Source organism: Maccoyibacter intestinihominis (assembly GCF_040096355.1).
GTDB lineage: Bacteria > Bacillota > Clostridia > Lachnospirales > Lachnospiraceae > Maccoyibacter > Maccoyibacter intestinihominis.
Map to the genome: position 1 here is coordinate 1 of NZ_JBBMEX010000001.1, position 25,601 is coordinate 25,601.

Consider the following 25,601-nt stretch of genomic DNA (forward strand, 5'->3'; position numbering starts at 1 on the left):
TTCTATGTAGAGGACGCAAGCGGCAATCTTGTTCAGAAAGAATGCGTTGGAACAGAAAGCAAAAGTGAAACTGAAAAGCTGCTCCGTCAGGCAATGGATGATTATGAGAAAAAGAAATTTGTTGCCAAAGCGGAAAATCTCACAGTCGGACAGCTTTTGGATGTGTGGGCAGAGGAGGAATTAAAAACAGGTACGCTCAGCAATGGTACGGTGGAGAATTACCTCGGAACAATCCGAAATATCAAGAAACACCCATTGGCAGAACGGAAACTGAAAAATGTAACCTCTGAACATTTGCAATCCTTCTTCGATTTGCTTTCCTTCGGGGGAGTTCATCCCGACGGAAAAGAGAGAAAGGGTTACAGCAAAGATTATATCCATTCTTTTTCCGCAGTCATGCAGCAGTCCTTCCGTTTTGCAGTATTTCCAAAGCAGTATATTACGTTCAATCCCATGCAGTATATTAAACTGCGGTATCAGACGGATGAAGTGGATTTGTTTTCCGATGAGGATATGGGCGGAAATGTCCAACCAATTTCACGAGAAGATTATGAAAGATTGCTTGCTTATCTGCAAAAAAAGAACCCAGCCGCAATACTTCCAATCCAGATAGCCTATTATGCCGGGCTTCGTATTGGAGAAGCCTGCGGTTTGGCATGGCAGGACGTAAATCTGGAAGAACAATGCCTTACCATAAGACGCAGCATCCGATATGATGGCTCAAAGCGCAAATATATCATCGGACCAACCAAGCGGAAAAAAGTAAGGGTTGTTGATTTTGGAGATACACTGGTAGAGATTTTCCGTAATGCCCGGAAAGAGCAGTTAAAAAATCGAATGCAGTACGGAGAACTTTATCACACGAACTACTACAAAGAGGTCAAAGAGAAAAACAGAGTGTACTACGAATATTATTGCTTAGACAGAACGCAGGAAGTCCCGGCAGATTATAAAGAAATTTCTTTTGTCTGCTTAAGACCGGATGGTTGTCTGGAACTTCCGACTACTTTGGGGACGGTATGCAGAAAGGTGGCAAAAGCATTAGAGGGATTTGAAGGCTTTCATTTCCACCAGTTACGTCACACCTATACAAGCAACCTTTTAGCAAATGGAGCAGCCCCAAAAGATGTACAGGAATTGTTGGGACACTCAGATGTCAGTACCACAATGAATGTCTATGCTCACTCCACAAGAGATGCGAAACGAAAATCGGTTCGGCTTCTTGATAAAGTGGTAGGTAATGACTAAAAAAATTCCCTTATTTCCCTTGTGATTATCTCATAAGGGCAAAAATAAGGGAAACTACATATCATTTCACTAATGGACAGGCGGAAAAGCCTGTAAAATGGGGAAAGTTAGAGGAATAATTATATAAATGTAAGTTTTTCTTATTCAAAAAAGGCAAAGAGAAAAGCACTTGCGGATATCAATCTGCATATCCGATCGGGAGAAACGATCGGGATCATCGGTGGAACCGGTTCCTCAAAGTCCTCGTTGGTGCAGTTGATCCCGCGTCTTTATGATGCAACGGAAGGAACCGTAAAAGTCGGCGGTCTGGATGTAAAAAATTATGACATTGAAGCCCTGAGAAATCAGGTTGCCGTTGTATTGCAGAAAAATATTTTATTTTCCGGAAGTATCATGGATAATCTTCGCTGGGGTGATGAAAATGCCACAGAGGAGGAGATGAAGCAGGCATGTGAATTAGCACAGGCGGATGAATTCATTATGCAGTTTCCGGATCAGTATGCCTCCCATATCGAGCAGGGTGGAGCAAATGTTTCCGGTGGACAGAAGCAGAGACTTTGTATTGCAAGGGCATTGCTGAAAAAACCAAAGATATTGATCTTAGATGATTCGACCAGTGCGGTAGATACCAAGACAGATGCGATGATACGTCTCGCATTCAAAGAGTATATTCCTGATACGACAAAGATCATCATTGCCCAGAGGATTTCTTCCGTACAGGAGGCAGACCGCATCCTTGTGTTAGAAGGTGGCAGGATACAGGCAGTTGGAACACACGAAGAATTATTAAAAGAAAATGCGATCTATCAGGAAGTCTATGCTTCACAGAATAGAGGAGGTGAGACGGATGGAGAATAAAGAAATGCAGGCAGCACCGAAAAAAGGTGTTATCAGAAGGATCATCCGTACGTTGTTTTCGTTTTATCCGGTTTTGATGCCGGTTGTATTATTCTGTATTTTATTTAATGCTATTGTCAGTGCGATCCCGGCAGTATTTATGCAGAATATTATTGCAGTGATCGAGCAGAGCTATCAGAGCGGAGACTGGGAGGCAGTTGCAGGAAAAATCCTCGGGATGGCGGCAATCTTGGCAATCCTCTATGCCGTTTCCCTGATCGCATCCTTTACTTACTGCCGTTTGTTGGCAGTGATCACACAGGGTTCTTTGAAAAAACTGCGTGAAAAAATGTTTAACGGGATGCAGAACCTTCCAATTAAATACTTTGACACACACAGCCACGGAGATATCATGAGTTATTATACGAATGATATTGATACACTCCGCCAGTTGATCTCGCAGAGTATGCCGCAGCTTTTAAGTTCCGGGGTCATGGTCATTACGGTATTTGGGATCATGCTGTATTACAGTCTTTGGATGTCGCTTGTCATTGTGGCGGGTGTTATCATTATGCTGCGTGTCATTAAAAAAGTTGGTGGCAACTCGGCGAAATACTTTATCCGTCAGCAGGAATCGATCGGTAAGGTAGAAGGATATATTGAAGAGATGATGAATGGGCAGAAGGTTGTAAAAGTCTTTTGCCATGAAGAAGAGAGCAAGGCAGATTTTGATGCTTTAAATGAGGAACTGTTTGGAGTATCGGAAAGAGCAAATAAATATGCCAATACACTCGGCCCGATCTTGAATAATATCGGAAATCTGTTATATGTTGCAGTGACACTTGCAGGCGGATTGTTTTTAATGTTAAAAGTGCCAAATGTCAGCATTTCAGGACTGCCGTTTGCCATCAGCATCGTAGTGCCGTTTTTAAATATGACCAAACAGTTTGCGGGAAATATCAATCAGGTTTCCCAGCAGGTCAATGCGGTAGTTATGGGTATGGCAGGCGCAAGCAGGATCTTTGATCTGATCGATGAAGAACCGGAAGCAGATGAGGGATATGTCACCTTAGTCCGTGCAAAAGAAGAGGACGGAGTCATTCGGGAATGTAAGGAACGTACCGGAATGTGGGCGTGGAAACATCCGCACCGCAAGGAGGGAACGGTCACTTATACGAAGCTGACCGGAGATGTGCGCTTTTTTGATGTGGACTTTGCCTATGAAGAGGGCAAGACCGTGCTTCACAATGTGACGCTTTATGCGAAACCGGGACAGAAGGTTGCATTTGTCGGTTCGACCGGAGCGGGAAAGACGACGATCACGAATCTGATCAACCGTTTTTATGATATTGCCGATGGAAAGATCCGTTATGACGGTATCAATATCAATAAGATCAAAAAATCGGATTTACGTCGTTCCCTTGGCATGGTATTGCAGGATACGAATCTTTTTACCGGAACCGTGATGGAAAATATTCGTTACGGTAATTTAGAGGCATCGGATGAAGCGTGTATCGAGGCAGCAAAATTAGCCGGAGCAGATGATTTTATCACCAGGCTGCCGGATGGCTATGATACGATGCTGACCGGAAATGGAGAAAATCTTTCACAGGGGCAGCGACAGCTTTTATCGATCGCCCGTGCAGCAGTAGCCGATCCGCCGGTTATGATCCTTGATGAAGCGACATCTTCGATCGATACGAGAACCGAGGCAATCGTACAGAAAGGTATGGATGCACTGATGGAAGGCAGGACCGTGTTTGTCATTGCACACAGACTTTCGACGGTACGCAATTCGGATGTCATTATGGTCTTAGAACACGGCAGGATCATGGAACGTGGAACACATGAGGATCTGATCGCACAAAAAGGAAGATATTATCAGCTCTATACCGGAGCATTTGAATTAGAGTAGGGAAAAGGGAAAGACTATGGGAAAAATCGTAGTAGGAATACTGGCACATGTGGATGCGGGAAAAACAACCTTATCGGAGGGAATGTTATATACCAGTGGGGCAATCCGGACTATGGGAAGAGTAGATAACTGGGATGCCTTTTTAGATACCTATGCATTAGAGAGGGAAAGAGGAATCACGATCTTTTCTAAACAGGCAGTGTTCCCACTTGGAACCACGCAGGTGACACTGTTAGATACGCCGGGACATGTGGATTTTTCTCCGGAAATGGAACGTACATTGCAGGTGTTAGACTATGCGATCCTAGTCATCAGCGGAGCAGACGGAGTGCAGGGACATACCAGAACCCTCTGGAATCTGCTCAGACGTTATGAGATCCCGACTTTTGTATTCGTCAATAAGATGGATCAGAAGGGAACGGATGCAGAGGTGCTTTTGCAGGAGTTAAAGAACGTCTTAGAGGAAGGCTGCGTGGATTTTTCTGCAAAAAGAGATGTGCATTTTTATGAGGAAGCGGCAGTCTGCAGTGAGGATGCATTAGAAGAATTTTTAGAGATAGGAAGATTAAAAAAGGAGACGCTACAGGAGCTGTTTTTAGAAAGACAGCTCTTTCCGTGTTTTTTTGGTTCGGCACTCCGGTTAGAAGGAGTAAAAGAATTCGTAGAGCAGATGCAGGAACTGATAAAAGTCCCAGCGTATCCCGAAACATTCGGGGCAAAAGTCTTTAAGATCGCAAGGGATGAAGCAGGAAACCGTCTGACCTATTTAAAGATCACGGGTGGAAGCCTGAAGGTAAAAGCTGTGATCGAGGGGCAGAAGGTAAACCAGATCCGTATTTATTCAGGAGAAAAATACGAGGCAGTCAATGAAGTAGAAGCCGGAAGTATCTGTGCGGTGACAGGTCTGTCCGACACCTATCCGGGCGAGGGTCTCGGAGCGGAACAGGGGACGTATCTTCCGGTTTTAGAGCCGGTGTTAAATTATCAGGTGATCCCAACGGAAGGCGATGATCCGATCCTTTTATTGCCAAAACTTCGGGAATTAGAAGAAGAGGAGCCACAGCTTCATATTGTATGGGAAGAGGCATTGCAGGAAATCCATGTACAGTTGATGGGGGAAGTCCAGCTAGAGGTTTTGAAAACACTGATCTATGAACGGTTTGGCGCAGAAGTGGAATTTGGACAGGGAAACATTCTCTATAAAGAAACGATACAAAATACCGTGGAGGGAGTCGGACACTTTGAGCCGCTGCGCCATTATGCAGAGGTACATTTATTGTTAGAGCCGGGAGAACCGGGAAGCGGTGTGCAGTGTATGTCTGTCTGCAGTGAGGATTTATTAGACAGGAACTGGCAGCGGCTGATCCTCACACATCTGATGGAAACAGAGCATAGAGGGGTTCTGACCGGAGCACCGATTACCGATATCCGTATTACGTTAGTATCAGGAAAGGCACATTTAAAGCATACAGAGGGCGGAGATTTCAGACAGGCGGTGTACCGCGCCGTCCGTCAGGGCTTAAAGCAGGCAGACAGTGTTTTGTTAGAACCCTATTATGAGTATCGGTTAGAACTTCCATCGGAAAATGTGGGACGTGCCATGACAGATATCGAGCGGATGCATGGAACCTTTGGACTGCCGCAGACAGAGGCTGACAGAACCATTCTTACGGGAATGGCACCGGTCAGCACCATGCGGGATTACCAGAAGGAAGTCCATGCCTATACCAGAGGGAACGGAACACTGCAATGTACGCTAAAGGGTTATGCACCCTGCCATAATACGGAAGAAGTGCTTGCGGCAACCGGTTATGATTCGGAACGGGATACACTGCATCCGACGGGTTCCGTATTCTGTGCGCATGGAGCAGGTTTTCTCGTTCCGTGGTACGAAGTGAAGGAATATATGCATCTTCCATCCATTATGCAGGAAAAACCGTCAGATTCCTCCGAAGAAAAACAGACAGCTTACCGGGTGTCAAAAGAAACCGATGCATGGATCGATACGGAAGAGGTAGACCGCATTATCGCACAGTCCGTTGGTGCAAATAAAAAGCAAAAGACTCTTCCGAAAAAGAAAGTGCCGGAATATTATAAGTCTACTTCAAAGCCGAAAAAGCAGGAAGTGCGGGAAGAATATCTGTTAGTGGATGGTTACAACGTAATCTTTGCATGGGAGGATTTAAAGGATTTAGCACAGGTAAGCATAGACGGAGCAAGGGGAAAACTCTTAGATGTCCTCTGTGATTATCAGGGAATGAAAAAATGTAATTTGATCGTCGTGTTTGATGCCTATCGGGTGCAGGGACACAAGACAGAGATCAGCACCTATCACAATATCCATGTGGTCTTTACAAAAGAAGCGGAAACCGCAGACCAGTATATTGAAAAATTTGCTCATGAAAATGGGAAAAAATACAACGTCACGGTTGCAACTTCCGACGGCTTAGAACAGATCATCATCCGTGGACAGGGCTGTCGGCTGCTATCGGCACGCGAGTTAAAAGATGAGATAGAGCGAACGAAAAAAACATTGTTTGAAGAGCATCCGCAGGAGTCAAAAAAGCTATCCCTTTCCCTAAAGGATATGCTATAATGAGTGAAATGAGTCAAATCATAAAAATGAGGTGATTGCCATGCAGCTTGGAATGGATGTCTCTATCCAACAGACGCAGAAACTTGCACTTACCCCGCAGATGGAGCAGTCCTTATCCGTTTTGCAGATGGGAACCGAAGAATTGAACCAGTGTATTGAGGAAGAAGTTCTTTCAAACCCGATGTTAGACTATGCAAAAGAGCCTGAAAAAAAAGAGGTTCGCCGTTCGCAGGGGGAAGGGATCGGCTATTACAGCAGAAAAAAGACGGAAGATACCGATTATCAGTCGTATCTCAATGCGATAGCGGATGAAAAGAGCGAGGATACCGAATTAGCAGAATATCTGCGTATGCAGTTATATACAAAAAAAATCAGTCCACGTCGCCAGAAAATAGGCAAATATCTGATCGAGTGTTTAGAAGAGTCAGGATATTTAAAAATGGACATGGATGAGTTAGCAAAAGGCATCGGACTATCGAAAGAAGAGTTAGAGCGGGAAATCCGTTTTATGCAGACATTAGAGCCGTGTGGCGTTTTTGCAAGAGATTTAAAAGAGTGTTTGTTGTTACAGGTGGAGGGCGAAGAACAGATGCAAAGACAGGCACGTCTTTTGATCGAAAAATATTTAGATGAAATAGCACAGAATAAGATCCCGCAGATCAGCAAACAGACCGGACTTACAACGGCAGAGATCACAAAAACGATCCAATATATTAAGGAAGAATTAGAACCTGTGCCGGGAAGAGGTTATGGATGTGCAAACAGAAACGAATACATTTATCCGGATATTACGGTAAAAGAAGATGAAAAAGGTTACCGGATCATTTTAAATAAAGAAAAAGTACATACCTTAGAACTGAACAGGGAATATTTACCAATGTTAGGGCAGGTGCACAGCAGCGAGGAAAATAAATATTTAAAAGAACAGTATCAGAAGGCAAAAATACTGCTTCAGAATATCGGAAAGAGAGAAGAGACACTTGCAGCAGTAGCAGAGGCGATCGTGGACTGGCAAAGAGAGTTCTTTGAAAAAGGAAAAGCCTCTTTAAAACCAATGAACCTTTTAGACATTGCACAGGAACTGGATGTCCATGAGTCAACCGTCAGCCGGGCAGTGCGGGATAAATATTTAGAATGCCGCTGGGGGATTTTTGAATTAAAATATTTCTTTTCCAATAAAACCTCCGATGGAAATAACTGCAATGTGCTGACCTGTATTCAGGAGATTATCCGCAGCGAGAATAAGCAAAAACCATTATCGGATGCAAAAATCGCAGAGCAGTTAGAAAAAAAGGGGATTCGGATATCGAGAAGAACCGTGACAAAATATAGAGAGCAGATGCAGATACCAAATACGCAGATGCGAAAGGAATATGTGTAAAGAAAAAGGCAGGAAATGCATGAGTAAGACACAGAGAATTGAAGAAAAAGTAACGATACATTATGAAAAAGGTCTCCATGTCCGTGTGGCAGCGACCATTGTACAAAAGGCAGATCGTCTGCAAAATGAATATAACGTACTCTATTCCGTACACAGAGAGGGACTGCACAACGTACCGCTGACCAGTATTTTATTAGTAACGGCGTTGAAGGTCAAAAAAGGTGAAGAGATCTACTTAGTGACCGAAGGAGAGCAGGCAGAAGAAGCATCAAAAGAGATGAAGCAGTTCCTAGAGGGTGATTTTAATATCAGCCCGTCAGAACTGAATCAGGTGGACAATTTGTTGCAGGATAATGTCATCACGGCAGAAAATGTCTACAGTAACATCGAGAGCGGACTTTTAGTCGTAGACAATCAGCACACGATCATTATCTATAATACAGAGGCAGAGCATTTGTTTGGGATTCCGGCAAGAGAGGTGCTTGGAAGAAAAGTGACGGAGGTTTTCCCGGATTCCAGACTTCCGGAGGTTGTAGACACCAAAGAACCGATCTTAGGCTATACGAGAGAGATCGGCAAATCGACCATTGTAGTAAATACGACACCAATTATTGAAAATGATGAGATCAAAGGTGCCATCAGTACCTTTGAAGATGTGTCGAGACTGGTACAGATTTCGTGGGAATTTGAAGAAGTCAAAGAGCTAAAGGAGCGATATCTTCAGATATTAGAAGCCGTGCAGGACGGGATCTGTGTGTTTGACAGAGAAGGTACCGTTACCTATATTAATGGTTCCTATAATGAAATTACCGGAGAAAATATTTCTGAGGGCGATAACATCCATGAGATATCTCCAAATGGAAGCCGTATGCGGGTCTTAGAAAAAGGACAGAAGATCATGGGCGAGATCAGCCAGAAGAAAAACGGCAAAAGCGTAGTGGCAAATATCGTTCCGATCATTGTCAATCAGCAGATCACCGGAGGAATTTCCGTTGTAAAAAATTTAAGTGAGATAGAAGAACTGATCGACCGTATCAGTCATCTTTCCGCAAAGACAGAATACTTAGAAGAAGAGCTGCACCGCCGTAAAAAATTAAACCCTGCTTTCAACCGGATCGTAGGAGTCAGCAACAAACTCTACGATGCCATGAAATTAGCGGCTAAGACGGCGGACAATAATTTTAATGTCCTGATCCGTGGAGAGAGTGGCACCGGAAAAGAACTGATCGCAGAGGCGATCCACTATTCGAGTGAACGTGCCACACAGCCGTTTATCCGTGTCAACTGTGCGGCAATCCCGGAAAATTTATTGGAAAGTGAAATGTTTGGTCATGTCAAAGGTGCTTATACCGGAGCGATAAAGACCAAGATCGGTAAATTTGAACTTGCTGATAAAGGAACCATTTTTTTAGATGAGATCGGAGAACTGGATAAATCCATGCAGGCAAAAATGCTGCGTGTCATCCAGAAAAAAGAATTTCAGCGGGTCGGCGATGACCGCACGATCACCGTAGATGCAAGAATTATTGCGGCAACGAACCGGAACTTAGAAGAATTAGTCGAAAACGGAGAATTCAGAGAGGATCTCTACTATCGTCTGAACGTCATTCCAATCTGGCTGCCGCCGCTTCGGGAACGCCGGGAGGACATACCGGTACTGTCGGAATATTTTTTGAATAAAATCGCAGAAGAATTAGGCTGTGAGCCAAAGAAGCTGAGTGGCGAAGCCATGGATGCCCTGATCCACTATTCCTGGCCGGGAAATATCCGTGAATTAGAAAACGTCATGGAGCGTATCAATATCTTAGCAGATGGCAGGGAAGTGCAAAAAGAAGATTTGCCACACTACATCAGTGAAAATTACCACACGGCTGTCAATGATGAGGTACCGTCAGAGGCAGTCACGGAAAACGGACTTTATGACGCAGGACTGTCCTTAGGAAAAACATCCGCGGAAGAGATCGTAACAGGAAATGACGAGATCATGCCATGGGAATATTATGAGCGTGAGATCATAAGAAAGGCACTCAAAAAATACGGAAGCTATAACGCCGCCGGAAAAGCATTGGGACTGACCCATAAGACCGTGGCAGCAAAAGCGAGAAAATATCACATAGAAGAATAACGTTGGGTAAAAATTCCCAACCTATAGTCATAATTCCCAACAAGACTTCACATTAGGAAAAAATCCCAAAGTGAAGTCTTGTTTTTTCGCTATAGGATTAGGGTGTTAAAAGGAGGTTTCTAGTTTTGGGGTTGGGAGATGCACAAAACCGGGTTTGTTTTGTTCCGTTGTACGAAAATAAGAAAATCTAAGTCTGCCTGAGTCAGGCTGTGATGGAGTGACGTGTACGTCTTAGACACCCCGTCCGTGGGGTGCTAAGACTTTTGCTGCCGTCCATGGCAGCAAAACACTATACATGAACAGGCAGACTAAGATTTACTAATTTTCTCACAAAGTCACAAAAGCAGTCCCGGTTTTGTGCAAGTTGCCAGCCACTAAGTTGTGAGCCATCTTTTGCCTCATAATAAACACAACCTTCCGTCTACAATCCGTCCAATCCAAAATCAAGATTTTTTGAACATAAAAAAATAGTTATATAGTATTTATATATATATATTTATTTATCATAACCGTTTCGTCAGCAGTTTTTTATGCCAGATTCAGATTCACAGCGTATATGACAGCCGGCACCCGGCAGATATGACAGGAGACTTTTGTGCAATGGAGATGAAACTCAGGGAAATGCGTCGCCCACTGGCGGCGCATTTCCTGCATTCAGAGGTTCATCGGAATGGTCTGCACAAGGAACCTTGGAATATCTGCCGGGTGCCGGCTGTCTCAACACCCCGGAATCTGTTAATAAATATCTGCTGTCTCAACACCCCGGAAAACATCTGCTAAATACCGCCTGTATAAATCCTCCTAAATCAATAAGAATAATCCCCAATAACTAAAAAAAATAAAAAATAAATTTCCACACAAAAAACTTGGCACGAAATTTGCTATATAAATAAACAACAGAAAAAAATAACGACAGGAGGTTTTAAAATGGCTACAAAAATATATCAGTGTATGCAAAAAATCAGTGACGCAATCGTAGAAAACAAAGACTTTTTAACAGACCTTGACAGAGAGATCGGTGACGCAGACCACGGTGTCAACATGGCAAGAGGTTTTACAGAGGTTATGAAACAGCTTCCGGAAGATGAGGAAGATTATGGAGTAGTACTGAAAAAAGTTGGTATGGTTCTTCTTTCTAAAGTAGGAGGAGCTTCCGGACCACTTTACGGAACTGCTTATATGAAAGCCGGAGCAGCAGTCAAAGGAAAAACATCCATTACCTTAGAAGATGCAAAGGCAATGTTGACAGAAGTCATCGGCGGTATCAAGATGCGCGGAAAAGCAGTCAAAGGTGAAAAGACCATGTTAGATGCATTAGAGCCGGCATTGGACGCTCTGACAAAGGGAATCGAAAATGGTGATGATGCAGAGACCTGCTTAAACGCAATGTGTGAAGCTGCAAGGGAAGGCGTGGAATTTACAAAGACCATCCGTGCAACCAAGGGAAGAGCAAGTTACTTAGGAGACCGCAGTATCGGACATCAGGATCCGGGTGCAACATCTGCAACGATTACATTAGAAGCAATCCGGGATTTTTATCTGGAGAATAAATAGAGCAAACAGGAGAGAGGCTTGACATGGTAGGAGTATTAATCGTATCTCATAGTAAAAAAGCAGCAGAAGGTATCTATGAATTAGCAGTACAGATGGCAGGAAAAGATCATCGTGTGGTAGCAGTCGGAGGTATGGAAGACGGAAGTATCGGAACCGATGCGATCCGTATCAAAGAAGGAATCGAGCAGGCAAATGGCGGAGAGGGCGTAGTCTTACTCGCAGATTTAGGAAGCGGTATCTTAAGTTCCCAGATGGCAATTGACCTGTTAGAGGAAGATATTCCGGTTCAGATTGCAGATGCTCCGATCTTAGAAGGAGCCATCAGTGCAGCAGTACAGGCAGCGATCGGCGGCAACTTAAAAGAAGTGATCGAAGCAGCTGAGTTAGCAAAACAGGTATCAAAACTGGAATAAGATTCAGAATAAAAAAATAAATGAGGTGAGTAAATGAAATCAGCAACATACACAATTACAAATAAGATGGGAATCCATGCAAGACCGGCAGCAGATATTGCAAAGCTGGTCGGAAAGCATAAGAGTGATGTAACCATAGCAACAGCAACTAAAAAAGCAAATGGTAAAAGCGTATTAATGTTGACAACATTAGGAGCCAAAAACGGAACAGAAGTAACACTGACCGTTTCCGGCGAGGATGAAGAAGAAGTCTTTACACAGCTTGATGACATGTTCAAAAACCATTTTTATGAGGACTAGAGGTGAAGCAGATGCATAAGACAGGTAATGTTGTGGTAGAAGGAGTAGCAATTGGAAAAATCCAATTTCTCAATGCAGACTATGAGGAACAGATTAAACGCTATATGACAGGCACTGAGGAAGAAGAAAAGAAGAGATATCAGGAAGCGCACACGCTGGCAAAAGATGATTTAGACAGCCTGTTAGAAGACAGGGACAGTTTATCAGAAAGTGAAGCAGAGATCATAGAGGCGCATCAACTGATGATCGACGACATTACTTTTGAAGATGCGATCCTTGGTTATATCGAACAGAAAATGTCAGCACCATCGGCAGTCTTAAAAGCAGTCGATGATTTTAAGGCAATGTTTGAAGAGATTGACGATGAGTATCTGCGTGAAAGACAGAAGGATATCGTAGATGTCGGTAACCGGCTTTTAAGAAAATTACTTCATATGAAAGAGTTTTCCGTAGTAGGTGCAGATGTCATCTTATGTGCAAAGGACATTGAACCGTCCATCATGGCAGGACTTTCCGAAAAACAGGTCAAAGCGATCCTGTTAGGAAGCGGAAGCAAGACCTCTCATACCGTGATCATCGCAAAGGCAAAAGGCTTTGTGACCATGGTCGGTGTGGAGTTAGATGAGACGGAAATTGCAGATGGCGATGATATCATCGTAGATGCAGTCAAAGGCGAGATCATCTTAAAGCCTTCCGAAGAAGAGTTGAGCCGTTATAAAGAACAGGTTCAAAAACAGGAAGAGCAGAGAAAATATCTGATGGGAAAAGCAAAACAGCCTGCAGTGACAACGGATGGAAAAGAAATACTGGTATCTGCAAATATCAGCAGACCAACCGACATGGAAAAGGCAGTAGAGTATGGATGCCATGGAGTCGGACTATACCGGACCGAGTTTTTATTTATGGAATCGGCACAGCTTCCGGATGAAGAAAAACAGGTAGCAGCATACCGCTCCGTTGCAGAACAGGCAGGAGGTAATCTGTGTGTGATCCGTACACTGGATATCGGCGGTGACAAGCATTGTGACTGCCTGAGCTTAGAAGAAGAGGACAACCCATTTTTAGGTTTCAGGGCGATTCGAATCTGTTTACAGCAAAAAGACATGTTCAAAGTGCAGCTTCGCAGTATCTTAAGAGCGGGACTCTATGGAAAACTGGCGATCATGATCCCAATGGTTACCATGTTATCGGAAATCTTAGAGACGAAGCAGTTGATCGAAGAAGTCAAAGAAGAGATGCGAAAAGAAAACATACCATTCGCAGAAGATGTTCCGGTCGGTATCATGGTAGAGACACCGGCATCCGCAGTCATGGCACCGTTATTTGCAAAACATGTAGATTTTTTCAGTATCGGTACGAATGATTTAGTACAGTATACCTTAGCGGTAGACCGCGGAAACCAGTCGGTCAGCTATCTGTATGATTACTTCAACCCGGCAGTGATCCATTCTATCCACAGAGTGATCACGGCGGCACATGAGGCAGGCATCTGGGCAGGTATGTGTGGTGAGATGGCAGGAGACAAACTGGCACTCCCATTCCTGTTAGCACTGGGAATTGATGAACTCAGCATGAGCGCTTCCCAGGCACCGGTCGTAAAAGAACAGATCCGCAATCTTGAAAGTGGGATCTGTGATGTAGATAAGATCCTGTCACTGACGACCACCGAAGAGGTACGGGAATACTTACAGAGTCTGTTATAAGCGGTTGGTAAGAATGAACCTGGTAAAAAGTATCAATTGGGTAATAAATACCAAACAATCAGAACCCTAAAGCAAAAAGATGTGAAAAACAGAAGAAAAAAGTTGGCACGGTTTTTGCTTTATAAATAAGTAACATAAAAATCACAAAACGAAAAGGAGGAAATACCCTTATGAAGAAAATGATTAATAACCCAGACAATATTGTAGACGAGATGTTAAACGGAATGGTGGCTGCTCACCCGGATTATGTGAAAAGAGTAGACGGATGTGACGTACTTGTTCGTGCAAACGGATCACAGGGCAAAGTTGTATTGATCAGTGGCGGTGGAAGCGGACATGAGCCGGCACATGGCGGATACGTTGGAAAAGGTATGTTAGACGGAGCAGTAGCAGGTGCTATGTTTACATCTCCGACACCGGATCAGGTTTATGAAGCGATCAAAGCAGCAGACGGTGGAAAAGGTGTTCTTTTAGTAATCAAGAACTACACCGGTGATGTTATGAACTTCGAGATGGCAGCAGATATGGCAGCAGACGAAGGCATTGAAGTAGAAAAAGTTGTTGTAAATGATGACGTTGCTGTAGAGAACAGTACATGGACAACCGGAAGAAGAGGTATTGCAGGAACAATCTTTGTACATAAATGTGCAGGTGCATGTGCAGAAAAAGGCGGCAGCTTAGCAGAAGTAAAAGCAGTAGCAGAAAAAGTTATTGCAAATGTACGTTCCATGGGAATGGCAATTGCTCCTTGTACTGTACCGGCAGCAGGAAAACCAAGTTTTGAGCTTGCTGATGACGAAGTAGAGATCGGAATGGGAATCCATGGCGAACCGGGAACACACAGAGAGAAGATCCGCAGCGTTGCTGAGACAACAGATACATTATTAGAGAAAATTTTAGCAGAAGGCATTTACAATGCAGGCGACGAGGTAGCTGTTATGGTAAATGGTCTTGGCGCAACTCCTTTACAGGAACTCTATCTTGCAAACCTGAGAGTATCTGAGGTATTAGCAGAGAAGAATATCAAAGTAGCAAAGACATTGGTAGGCAACTACATGACATCTATTGATATGGCAGGATATTCCATTACACTGCTGAAATTAGATGCTGAACTGAAAGAACTTGTAAATGCACCGGCAGACACACCGGCATTCGTACAGGTTTAATCGGTTTGACATAAACAAGCCATAACCCCAAAATAGTATTACCCCCCTTTTATCAGACTGCCGTGGATTCCTTGCTCCACGGCAGTTACATTTGACATATTTTGCAAAATCCATTACTATAATAACAGTACAAAGAAGTAAAACCCTGCCGAAGCAGGGCTTTTTCTTTCCTTTATCAGATGCAATAAAGATATAAAAAATATTTTGCAGGGTCTATAAAGTAACAGGAACTTGTAAACAGACAAAAAAGAAAGGACAGGAGTATGACATTTGGGTATTTATTAATTGCAGCTATTTTGTTTTCCTGTATTCTGGCAGACCGGTTTTCCGGTAAGTTCGGAATGCCTGCCCTTATTTTATTTATGGCAGTAGGAATGATTTTTGGATGTGACGGACTATTCAAAATTCAATTTGATAACTATGGGGTGGCAGAAAAGGTTTGTGCCGCTGCCTTAGTCTTTATTATGTTTTATGGTGGATTTAATACAAAATGGCAGAGTGCGAAATGTGTGGCAGTCAGAGCGACGATACTTTCCACATTAGGCGTTCTGGTCACGGCAGGGCTGACCGGAGTATTCTGCTATTTTGTATTACATTTTTCCTATGTAGAGAGCTTTTTGATCGGCGCCGTTCTTTCCTCTACGGATGCGGCAAGCGTGTTTTCTATTTTAAGGGGCAAACATCTGAACTTAAGAGATGGAACGGCTTCCTTATTAGAGATTGAGAGTGGAAGTAACGATCCGATGTCCTATCTGTTGACGATGATCGGAATTTCGCTGCTAGGAAATGCCGATACGGGAAATATTCCGCTGATGATCTTTATGCAGTTAGCATTGGGTATCTTAGTCGGAGTGGTAGTAGCACTGATCGGAATCGTACTTTTGACAAAGACGAATTTTATTCCGGAGGGATTAGAGACGATCTTTGTCATTGCGATCGTGATCTTCTCCTTTGGTCTGGCAGAGCTGATCGGGGGTAACTCTTACCTGAGCGTATATCTGTTGGGAATCCTGTTAGGAAACAGCCGTATCCGAAATAAAAATATCCTGATCCCGTTTTTTGACGGTGTGACAGGACTGGCACAGATTTTAATTTTCTTCCTGTTAGGACTGCTGGCATTTCCACATAGAATGCCAGACATTATGGTACCGGCATTATTGATCGCATTATTCCTTACTTTTGTGGCAAGACCGATCGCTGTATTTGGCATCCTGCTTCCATTCCGGTGCAGTATCCGGCAGTGTCTGCTGGTTTCCTGGGCGGGGCTTCGGGGAGCGGCATCTATTGTGTTTGCGATCATGGTCATTGCAGGCGGCGGAGATATCTCCTTAGACCTGTTCCACATCGTATTTATGGTGGCACTGCTTTCCGTAGCTTTCCAGGGTACGTTGATCCCAAAGGTAGCAGAAAAATTAGATATGGTAGACAATTCTGCGGATGTCAGCAAGACATTCAACGACTATCAGGAAGAATCGGCAATGACACTGATGCGAATGTATATCCCAAAGGGACATAACTGGGAAAACCACAAGATCTGTGAAGTCAGCATCCCGACCGGAGCACTGGCATTGATGATCAAGCGGGACGGAGATACGATGATCCCGAACGGAGATACCAGGATCTTAGCAGAGGACAGTGTGATACTCAGCGTTCCGGCATATGAATCGAAAGAGGATGAACATTTAGAGGAAGTCCTGATCGAAAAAAATAATCCATGGTGTGAGCAGCGGATACGGGAACTGAATCTGCCGCAGAATCAGTTGATCGCACTCGTAAAACGCGGAGAGGAAAATCTGATCCCAAGTGGAAGCACCAAGATCCACGAGGGAGATATTGTGGTACTGTATCGGTAATTACATAGTCAATCGGGCATAAAATGCATAAACTAACAGGAAGAACTGCTTTGGAGACGTTATGCAGGAGTATTACAAATTTATCAATGAGCCGTTGCCGTATTCCTATAAGGCGATGGAGCCGTTTATTGACATTCAGACTATGTATCTGCACCATGATAAGCATTTACAGACCTATGTGGACAATCTGAACAGAGCACTGCGGGACTATCCGTTTTTACAGACCTTTACGTTAGAACAGCTATTGTGCAACTTAGAGAGTATGCCGATGGAGATCCGTACACAGATCAGAAATAATGCGGGAGGAGTCTATAACCATCGTTTTTATTTTAACGGATTATCAAAAGAACATGGACAAAGGCCACAGGGAGAGTTAGCGGAAGCAATTGACAGACAATATGGAAGCTATGAAAAATTCAAAGAAGAATTTACCGGAGCAGCACTATCGGTATTTGGATCCGGCTATGCGTGGCTTGTGACCGATCCGCAGGGAAAATTCAAAATACTCACAACGGCAAATCAGGATACACCGCTTGCAGGAAATCTTGCACCGGTTTTAGTCATTGACGTCTGGGAACATGCTTACTATTTAAAACATTTTAATGTGCGGGCAGACTATATCAAAGACTGGTTTGAAGTCGTGAACTGGAGATTTTCAGAAGAACAATATAAGAAGAATTCCCCACAGGTCAGGGGACATTAGTCCCGACCTGCACGGAAGAAAATATTTTTATCTTTCAAATATCTGGCAAGATACACAAACGGGGTATCGGCAAGACTGGTCACTAAAAAGATGACATAGCTTGACAGCGCAATGGAAACAATGGTCTTTGCACTGTAGATGCCCCAGAATGCACCAACGTTAAAAAGGATCGTATTCAGTGCCTGTGACACCAAAGTAGAACCGTTGTTGCGAAGCCATAAGAACCGACGGGCATCTCCCCATTTCCGGTTTGTAAAATCCCACCATTTATGATAGAGCCATACATCGAAAAGCTGGACAATGACATAGACTAAGATACCCACCAGCATGAGTCTTGGGGTGTTAGAAAAAATGGTCTTCATGGACGGCATGACAAAATCATTCTGATTCGGTGTGTAGAGCAGCCAGGACTGGCTGATACAGATAAAAATGACAGAGGTAGCAATCCCTAAATAAACGGCTTTTTGAGCCTCTTTTTTTCCGTAGAGTTCACTTAGGATATCGGTTACTAAAAATGTCGAAGCAAACAGGATGTTGCCCAACGTCATTTCCATACCGAAGGCATTGACGATGATCAGCACTTCGATGTTTGCCGCGATCGTTGCGATCGTGGTCCAGAGAAACAGTCCCTGCTCTTTAAAAAAGTAGAACGCTGCCAGTACAAAAGAAAATGTAATGAGCAGTGATAAGATTAACAGTAATTCATTTGGCATGTTGATTCCTCCTAAATAGCAGAACGTGTGCATCTTCGCCCGAAGGACTTTTTACTCTATAGGATTAAGGTGTCAAAAGGCAGTTTCAAGTTTTTTGATTGGCAACTTGCACAAAGCCAAGTCTATTTTGTTCCGTTGTACGAAAATAAGAAAATCTAAGTCTGCCTGAGTCAGGTTACGATGGAGTGACGTGTACGTCTTAAACACCCCGTCCATGGGGTGTTAAGACTTTTGCTGCCGTCCATGGCAGCAAAACACTATCTATGAACAGGCAGACTAAGATTTACTAATTTTCTCCCAAAGTCACAAAAGCAGTCCCGGTTTTGTGCAAGTTGCCAGCCACTAAGTTGTGAGCCGCCTTTTGACACCCTGATCCTATAGAGCAAAAAGGCACGCAAAGCGTGCCATACAGAACAAAATAGTTTGTGGCTTTTGCATATATGGATGCGCCAGTCACAAAAAATAGAAAATCAGAGGATTTTCTATCGAATCCCTAGTTTTGTTTAGAGACAGGATGGTCACGAACTGTCTTATGCAATTATTTTTTACGAGGGATATTATAGGCGGTGGTCGCAAATTTGTCAATAAAAAAACAAAATCTTATGTTATACTAAGAAAGATAAGAGGCAATGAACGGAGAAAATGTATGAAAAAGAGAGATTTTCTGATCTTAGGCATCATTATTGTAGCTGCCATCGTGTTAGGAGCACTCTGTGGCAGGCTGGTATTGAACCGGGTTGTATGAAAAAAATATTAAAATATCTGCTGTTTGTTCTGACATTCTGTGTCGTCTTTTTTATCAGTTTTAAAATCAATATCCATCGGTTAGAATTTGCTCCTATGAAGCTGATGGAAACAGAGTGGGATGACAGTGTCGGAACGGTTTATGTGGATTTAGATTATGAGAATGAAAACGGAAATACCTACAATCTGTATGTTCCGGCAAATCTGGACAAAGAAAAAGAACAGTATCTGATCTTATATATCCACGGTGGAAGTTTTAATTCCGGTGCTAAAGGTGATGGAGATATCTGGTGCAGATATTATGCGTCAAAGGGATATCTTACGGCAAGTGTAGATTATACGCTGCAGAACCAGGGAAAAGAGGCATCTTTATTTCTGATGAATGAAGAAATCGAAAATGCAGTAAAAGCCATTAAAAAAGAGACAGAAGAATTGGGATACCGGGTCACCGGCATGGCAGCCAGTGGAGTGTCTGCGGGCGGAACACTGGCGATGAATCTGGCTTATGGTGGCAATTCTGCCATACCGGTCAGATTTGTATTTGAGTTGGCAGCACCGACTTATTTTGTGGCAGAGGACTGGGGCAGTCTGATGAAATCGGACAATTTAGGATCAGAAGAAGAATTTTACCGGATGATGACCGGAAAGGAACTGAGTGCGCAGGAATACCGGCAGGAAATAAAAAAAATATCACCGACATGTTTGGTCGGTGAGGATTCCGTACCGACACTGATCGGGTACGGGCTGAAAGACCACTGTGTTCCGGCAGATCAGAAAGAATACCTGATCGATGCATTGGAAAAGAATGGGGTATCGTATGATTATGTCGAGTTCCCACATTCAAATCATCTGTTATATGGAGATTTGGACAAAATGCAGACATTTATGGATTTATCCTTGGAATACTGCAAAAAATATTTTCAATAGAAAAAAGCAGGATTGTAGAAAGATACAAAAGGAGTAGTAAGTTACAATGGAAGAAAAAGCATTAGCAGGCGACTTTACGCAGGGAAGTATTGCGAATAAGCTGATACGTTTTATGATACCGATCTTAGGAGCATTGGTATTGCAGGCAATGTATGGAGCGGTGGACCTTTTAGTAGTCGGACAGTTTGGAACAGATGCCGGGATCTCGGCAGTATCGACAGGAAGTAATGTCATTAATCTGGTGACATTCGTAATTTCCGAGCTGACGATGGGTGTGACGGTTTTGATCGGACGTTATTTAGGAGAGAACAGAAATGAACGGATCGGAAAAGTCATCGGTGGTGCGATCGTATTTTTTGCCATTATGGCTGCGGTACTGATGGTATTACTGCTGGCATTTGCCCCGCAGTTTGCCTCCTGGCTGAATGCCCCAAAAGAAGCGTATGATCTGACCGTTACTTATATCAGGATCTGCGGAGCGGGTATCTTATTCGTAGTAGCATATAATGTGATCAGCGGAATTTTTCGTGGACTTGGAAATTCCAGACTGCCGTTGATCTTTGTGGCGATCGCATGTGTGGTCAATATTGTAGGGGATTTAGTCTTTGTAGCCGTTTTTAAAATGAATGTGGCAGGTGCGGCATTAGCGACGATCTTAGCGCAGCTTGTCAGTGTGGTCATGTCCCTGGCAATTATAAAAAAACAGCAGTTTCCGTTTCATTTTTCCAAAAAGGATATCTGCTTTACTTCCGAGATCCGCAACTTTTTAAAAGTGGGATTCCCAATCGCATTACAGGAATTTTTGACAAACATCTCATTTTTGATCCTGTGTGCGATCATCAACGGAATGGGATTAGAGGCATCTTCCGGCTATGGAATTGCACAGAAGGTAGTATCGTTTATCATGCTGATCCCATCCTCACTGATGCAGTCCATGTCAGCTTTTGTGGCACAGAATGTCGGAGCAGGAAAAGAGGACCGGGCAAGAAAAGCAATGCGTACCGGAATGTTGTTAGGAGTCACGATCGGAATCTTTGTATCGGCACTCAGTTTTTTCAGAGGCGATATTCCATCCGCACTCTTTACAGGAAATCAGGCATTCATAGCAAGATCGGCAGAGTACCTGAAGGGATTTGCCCCGGAAGCGATCCTGACCTGTCTGGTATTCAGTTATATCGGGTATTTTAACGGACATGGAAAGACAATCCCGGTTATGGTACAGGGGATCAGCGCATCCTTTTTAGTGCGTGTCCCGCTTTCTTATCTGTTCAGTATACAAAAAGGTGCGACCTTAACAACGATCGGTTATGCCGTTCCATTGGCATCCGTTTACGGGATCATCTTTTTTACAATATGTTATCTGGTATTTTTAAGAAAAATGAAGAAGTGAAAAAAGAACGCCACATCCTAACCGATGTGGCGTTTAATTGCGTCAAAACTTTCTTTACTGATGACATGTTCCATCTTGCATGCATCCTGTGCAGCGATTTCTTTATCCACGCCAAGCGTCTCTAACCAGGTAGAGAGCAGAGTGTGACGTTCATAGATCATTTCTGCAATTTCCATTCCACTGTCTGTCAAAGTGATAAAACCGGAATCCGATACAAGAATATATCCGTTTTCGCGCAGGTTCTTCATTGCAACGCTGACGCTTGATTTCTTAAATCCCATCTCATTGGCGATATCTACAGACCGGACAACCGGAAGGGAATGGCTGAGAACTAAGATCGTTTCTAAATAGTTTTCTGCTGATTCGTTCATTGTCATGTGCAAAACCCTCCTCATTTGATATATTATAGCATACCTTAAGGTAGTTAATCAAACTTACTTTTTGAGAAAAAGTTATCAATAAAGTTCTTGACAACTAATGATAGTTAGCATATACTAACATCAAAATAAATGAAAATCATTATCAATTAGTCTTACAGAAAAGGAAAAGAGGATGATGAGTATGCCATTAACGATGGTGCCGACAGGCGAACCAAATGTAATCAAAAAAATTGGTGGAAAAGAGGAAACAAGAAGATTCCTTGAGAATCTTGGTTTCGTAACCGGAGGAATGGTTACGGTCGTATCTGAGATTGGTGGCAACATGATTGTGAATGTAAAAGATTCCAGAGTCGCAATCGGAAAGGATATGGCAAATAAAATCTTAGTGTAAGAAAGAGGAGTGAACATGGCAACTTTAAGGGATGTACCGTGTGGAAAAACGGTCAAAGTCAAAAAACTTGCCGGAGAAGGTCCGGTAAAAAGACGTATCATGGATATGGGAATCACAAAAGGTGTGGACGTATATGTCCGTAAGGTAGCACCATTAGGTGATCCGGTGGAAGTTACCGTAAGAGGTTACGAATTATCTTTGCGAAAAGCAGACGCAGAAATGATCGAAGTTGAGAGCTAAATTTTTTTGCCCATAGGTTAGTAAAAACTAACAAATAATAGTTAAAACCAACAGAAATCAGGCATAACCAATCGCAATGAGATAAAATAGGAAAAGGAGTTTTAGAGAATGGCAGTAAAAATTGCGTTAGCGGGTAACCCGAACAGCGGAAAAACAACATTGTTCAACGCATTGACAGGTTCTAACCAGTTCGTTGGAAACTGGCCGGGTGTAACCGTAGAGAAAAAAGAAGGAAAATTAAAAGGTCATAAGGATGTTGTTATCATGGACCTTCCGGGTATCTACTCTTTGTCACCATATACATTAGAAGAAGTAGTGGCAAGAAATTACCTGATCAATGAGAGACCGGATGTGATCTTAAACATCGTAGACGGTACAAATATCGAAAGAAACTTGTATCTTAGCACACAGTTGATGGAACTTGGTATTCCGGTCATTATGGCAGTCAACATGATGGATGTCGTAGAGAAAAACGGTGATAAGATACATATCAATAAGTTAAGTGAAAAACTCGGTTGTGAAGTCGTTGAGATCTCTGCATTAAAAGGCACGGGAATTTCAAAGGCAGCAGAAAAAGCAGTCGCATTAGCTCAGAAAAAGACAGCAAATGCAAGAGTACACGAGTTTGACGCTGTAGTGGAAAAAGCAGTTGAAGATGTAGAGAACAGACTTGACAGCGGTGTTCCACAGGAGCAGAAACGTTTCTTTGCCATCAAATTATTAGAGAAAGATGACAAGATCCAGGAGCAGATGAAAGTAGTTCCGGATGTTTCTGACATCATCAAACAGTTAGAGGACAGCTTAGATGATGATACCGAGAGTATTATCACAAATGAGCGTTATGTATACATTTCTTCCATTATTGGAGATTGCTGTACAAAGAATAAAAAATCAGAACTGTCCGTATCGGATAAGATTGACAGAATTGTAACAAACAGATGGGCAGCATTACCGATCTTTGCAGCAGTTATGTTTGTTGTATACTATGTATCCGTTACAACAGTCGGAGCACTTCTTACCGACTGGACCAATGATACACTCTTTGGTGAGTGGATCGTTCCGGGTGTTACAAGCGCATTAGAGAGTATTCACTGTGCAGACTGGCTTACAAGCCTGATCGCAGACGGAGTAGTCGGCGGAGTTGGAGCAGTTCTTGGATTCGTTCCACAGATGTTAGTACTGTTCATTTTCCTTGCATTCTTAGAGTCCTGTGGATACATGGCGAGAGTTGCATTTATCATGGACAGAATTTTCCGTAAATTCGGACTTTCCGGTAAATCCTTTATCCCGATGCTGATCGGTAGCGGATGTGGAGTTCCTGGTGTTATGGCTTCCCGTACCATCGAGAACGACAGAGACCGTAAGATGACCGTTATGACCACAACCTTCGTTCCTTGTGGCGCAAAACTTCCGATCATTGCATTGATCGCAGGAGCATTCTTCGATAATGCAGGATGGGTTTCCTGGAGTGCATACTTCGTAGGAATCGCAGCAATCATTTGCTCAGGTATTATTTTAAAGAAAACAAAAATGTTCGCAGGAGAGCCTGCACCATTCGTAATGGAGCTTCCGGCATACCATATGCCAACTGTTGGAAATGTACTCCGCAGCATGTGGGAGCGTGGATGGTCCTTCATTAAAAAAGCAGGAACAATCATTTTACTTTCTACCATCATACTCTGGTTCTTACAGGGATTCGGCTGGGTAGACGGCAGCTTCACAATGTTAGAAGCAGAGCAGTTAGACGACAGTATCTTAGCAGCAATCGGTGGCGTGATCGCACCAATCTTTGCACCACTTGGCTGGGGTAACTGGAAAATGGCAGTCGCAGCAGTAACAGGACTGATCGCAAAAGAGAACGTAGTAGCAACCTTCGGTGTACTCTTTGGATTTGCAGAAGTTGCAGAAGACGGAGCAGAGATCTGGGGAACACTGGCAACAACCATGACAGCAGTAGCAGCATACTCCTTCTTGGTATTCAACCTCTTATGCGCACCTTGCTTCGCAGCTATGGGAGCGATCAAACGTGAGATGAACAATACAAAATGGTTCTGGTTTGCAATCGGATATCAGACACTCTTAGCATATGTCGTATCACTTTGTGTATACCAGATCGGTACATTAGTTACAACCGGAGCATTCGGAGTAGGAACTGTTGTTGCATTCTTATTCATCATCGGATTCATTTATCTGCTGTTCAGACCATACAAAGAGAGTGAGACCTTAGAGGTTCACATGAAAGGAATGGCAGGAGCAAAATAGTAACAGACAACAATTCATCACAGAACGTGTAACAGGAGGCGCATGATATGGGAACAGTGATAGTAGGGCTTGCATTAGCAACAGTTGTAGGATTAGTTATCAGAAGTATGGTAAAAGACAAAAAGGCAGGAAAATCCTTACAGTGCGGATGTGACTGCGAACACTGCGGAGGACATTGTTCACATGAATAAAGAGGTTAGAAATTACCGCAGGACTAAGATGCAGAAAGAGCATATTGTTGAGACTTTGCGGGAAAAAGGATGCCGAATTACAAAACAGCGCCTGATGTTGATAGACATCATCTTAGAAGAAGAATGCCAGAGCTGCAAAGAGATTTATTATAAAGCAGTGAAGGCAGATGCAAAAATCGGAACGGCAACGGTCTACCGGATGGTAAATACCTTAGAGGAGATCGGAGCCATTACCAGAAACAGCATGTATCAGATTGCCTGTGCAAGGGAATGTGAAATAGAGGATGCCTGCACGGTAGAGTTAGACGATGATACGATTTATCATCTTTCTGCAAAAAAATGGAACACTGTGGTACGCGAAGGATTAAAAGCGTGTGGCTACATGGACACACAGAATATCCGGGCTGTAACCGTCAGACAGTGTGAATGTGCAGGGGAATTCTCCTAGTAAAAAAGAACCAAATAAAGAAAAAGGCTGCCGTATCTGTGGTAATCACAGATACGGCAGCCTTTTTGGTATTAGAAAATAATTTTTGGTTTATACTTTTATTGAGAAAAACTCCCCATTA

21 protein-coding genes and 1 pseudogene are annotated in these 25,601 nt (G+C 43.2%); 20 read left to right on the plus strand and 2 right to left on the minus strand.

What is annotated here, in order from left to right; genetic code table 11:
* From WMO43_RS00005 to WMO43_RS00065, 13 genes and pseudogenes are all read left to right on the plus strand, one after another.
* A partial coding sequence (locus WMO43_RS00005; protein WP_353529252.1) for a tyrosine-type recombinase/integrase occupies window positions 1–1,248 on the plus strand: 1,248 nt, incomplete at its 5' end.
* Window positions 1,249–1,374: 126 nt separating this feature from the next.
* Window positions 1,375–2,106: pseudogene (locus WMO43_RS00010) on the plus strand (ABC transporter ATP-binding protein); the annotation flags it as partial.
* On the plus strand, window positions 2,096–4,000 hold the full coding sequence (locus WMO43_RS00015) for an ABC transporter ATP-binding protein (RefSeq protein ID WP_353529254.1): 1,905 nt from the start codon (window positions 2,096–2,098) through the stop codon (window positions 3,998–4,000). The pseudogene WMO43_RS00010 and the gene WMO43_RS00015, both read left to right, overlap by 11 nt.
* A gap of 16 nt (window positions 4,001–4,016) precedes the next feature.
* Window positions 4,017–6,596 (plus strand): NYN domain-containing protein, encoded by a 2,580-nt coding sequence (locus WMO43_RS00020; protein ID WP_353529256.1) that lies wholly within the window; start codon window positions 4,017–4,019, stop codon window positions 6,594–6,596.
* Window positions 6,597–6,636: 40 nt separating this feature from the next.
* On the plus strand, window positions 6,637–7,977 hold the full coding sequence (gene rpoN, locus WMO43_RS00025) for an RNA polymerase factor sigma-54 (RefSeq protein WP_353529258.1): 1,341 nt from the start codon (window positions 6,637–6,639) through the stop codon (window positions 7,975–7,977).
* Between the two features lie 19 nt (window positions 7,978–7,996).
* Complete coding sequence (locus tag WMO43_RS00030; protein ID WP_353529260.1) at window positions 7,997–10,102, plus strand: HPr family phosphocarrier protein; 2,106 nt, start codon at window positions 7,997–7,999, stop codon at window positions 10,100–10,102.
* Between the two features lie 927 nt (window positions 10,103–11,029).
* Window positions 11,030–11,656: a dihydroxyacetone kinase subunit DhaL gene (gene dhaL, locus WMO43_RS00035; RefSeq protein WP_353529261.1), complete on the plus strand. Its 627-nt coding sequence runs from the start codon at window positions 11,030–11,032 to the stop codon at window positions 11,654–11,656.
* Window positions 11,657–11,679: 23 nt separating this feature from the next.
* On the plus strand, window positions 11,680–12,069 hold the full coding sequence (gene dhaM / locus WMO43_RS00040; RefSeq protein WP_353529262.1) for a dihydroxyacetone kinase phosphoryl donor subunit DhaM: 390 nt from the start codon (window positions 11,680–11,682) through the stop codon (window positions 12,067–12,069).
* A 33-nt stretch (window positions 12,070–12,102) separates the two neighbouring features.
* Window positions 12,103–12,369, plus strand: a complete 267-nt coding sequence (locus tag WMO43_RS00045) for an HPr family phosphocarrier protein (protein WP_353529263.1) — start codon at window positions 12,103–12,105, stop codon at window positions 12,367–12,369.
* A gap of 11 nt (window positions 12,370–12,380) precedes the next feature.
* Window positions 12,381–14,072 carry a phosphoenolpyruvate--protein phosphotransferase gene (ptsP, locus tag WMO43_RS00050; protein ID WP_353529579.1) on the plus strand — a complete coding sequence of 564 codons (1,692 nt, stop codon included), beginning with the start codon at window positions 12,381–12,383 and terminating at the stop codon, window positions 14,070–14,072.
* 170 nt (window positions 14,073–14,242) lie between these two features.
* Window positions 14,243–15,238 carry a dihydroxyacetone kinase subunit DhaK gene (gene dhaK / locus WMO43_RS00055; RefSeq protein ID WP_177963847.1) on the plus strand — a complete coding sequence of 332 codons (996 nt, stop codon included), beginning with the start codon at window positions 14,243–14,245 and terminating at the stop codon, window positions 15,236–15,238.
* A gap of 263 nt (window positions 15,239–15,501) precedes the next feature.
* Window positions 15,502–17,091, plus strand: coding sequence for a potassium/proton antiporter (locus tag WMO43_RS00060; RefSeq protein WP_353529264.1), 1,590 nt, complete (start codon window positions 15,502–15,504; stop codon window positions 17,089–17,091).
* Window positions 17,092–17,152: 61 nt separating this feature from the next.
* Window positions 17,153–17,794 carry a superoxide dismutase gene (locus WMO43_RS00065; RefSeq protein ID WP_353529265.1) on the plus strand — a complete coding sequence of 214 codons (642 nt, stop codon included), beginning with the start codon at window positions 17,153–17,155 and terminating at the stop codon, window positions 17,792–17,794.
* On the opposite strand, the gene WMO43_RS00070 is transcribed toward WMO43_RS00065, so the two are convergent.
* Window positions 17,791–18,507 carry a queuosine precursor transporter gene (locus WMO43_RS00070; RefSeq protein ID WP_353529266.1) on the minus strand — a complete coding sequence of 239 codons (717 nt, stop codon included), beginning with the start codon at window positions 18,505–18,507 and terminating at the stop codon, window positions 17,791–17,793. The genes WMO43_RS00065 and WMO43_RS00070 overlap by 4 nt on opposite strands.
* A 741-nt stretch (window positions 18,508–19,248) precedes the next feature.
* Between WMO43_RS00070 and WMO43_RS00075 the strand changes: the two genes are divergently transcribed.
* The gene (locus WMO43_RS00075; protein WP_353529267.1) at window positions 19,249–20,178 is read left to right on the plus strand and encodes an alpha/beta hydrolase family protein; all 930 of its coding nucleotides are present in this window, start codon (window positions 19,249–19,251) and stop codon (window positions 20,176–20,178) included.
* Window positions 20,179–20,224: 46 nt separating this feature from the next.
* On the plus strand, window positions 20,225–21,568 hold the full coding sequence (locus WMO43_RS00080) for an MATE family efflux transporter (protein WP_353529268.1): 1,344 nt from the start codon (window positions 20,225–20,227) through the stop codon (window positions 21,566–21,568).
* 17 nt (window positions 21,569–21,585) lie between these two features.
* Here WMO43_RS00080 and WMO43_RS00085 read toward each other — a convergent pair whose 3' ends face one another.
* Window positions 21,586–21,945 (minus strand): metal-dependent transcriptional regulator, encoded by a 360-nt coding sequence (locus tag WMO43_RS00085; RefSeq protein ID WP_177963187.1) that lies wholly within the window; start codon window positions 21,943–21,945, stop codon window positions 21,586–21,588.
* Window positions 21,946–22,129: 184 nt separating this feature from the next.
* Between WMO43_RS00085 and WMO43_RS00090 the strand changes: the two genes are divergently transcribed.
* The 5 genes from WMO43_RS00090 to WMO43_RS00110 all read left to right on the plus strand — a co-directional run bounded on the left by WMO43_RS00090 (window position 22,130) and on the right by WMO43_RS00110 (window position 25,480).
* Window positions 22,130–22,339 carry a FeoA family protein gene (locus WMO43_RS00090; protein WP_177963188.1) on the plus strand — a complete coding sequence of 70 codons (210 nt, stop codon included), beginning with the start codon at window positions 22,130–22,132 and terminating at the stop codon, window positions 22,337–22,339.
* Window positions 22,340–22,354: 15 nt separating this feature from the next.
* Window positions 22,355–22,579 (plus strand): FeoA family protein, encoded by a 225-nt coding sequence (locus WMO43_RS00095; RefSeq protein ID WP_353529269.1) that lies wholly within the window; start codon window positions 22,355–22,357, stop codon window positions 22,577–22,579.
* Window positions 22,580–22,687: 108 nt separating this feature from the next.
* Window positions 22,688–24,841 (plus strand): ferrous iron transport protein B, encoded by a 2,154-nt coding sequence (gene feoB / locus WMO43_RS00100; RefSeq protein WP_353529270.1) that lies wholly within the window; start codon window positions 22,688–22,690, stop codon window positions 24,839–24,841.
* Window positions 24,842–24,888: 47 nt separating this feature from the next.
* Window positions 24,889–25,032 carry a FeoB-associated Cys-rich membrane protein gene (locus WMO43_RS00105; protein WP_177963191.1) on the plus strand — a complete coding sequence of 48 codons (144 nt, stop codon included), beginning with the start codon at window positions 24,889–24,891 and terminating at the stop codon, window positions 25,030–25,032.
* Window positions 25,025–25,480, plus strand: coding sequence for a transcriptional repressor (locus WMO43_RS00110; protein WP_353529271.1), 456 nt, complete (start codon window positions 25,025–25,027; stop codon window positions 25,478–25,480). Before WMO43_RS00105 ends, WMO43_RS00110 begins: the two co-directional genes overlap by 8 nt.
* Window positions 25,481–25,601: the final 121 nt, after the last annotated feature.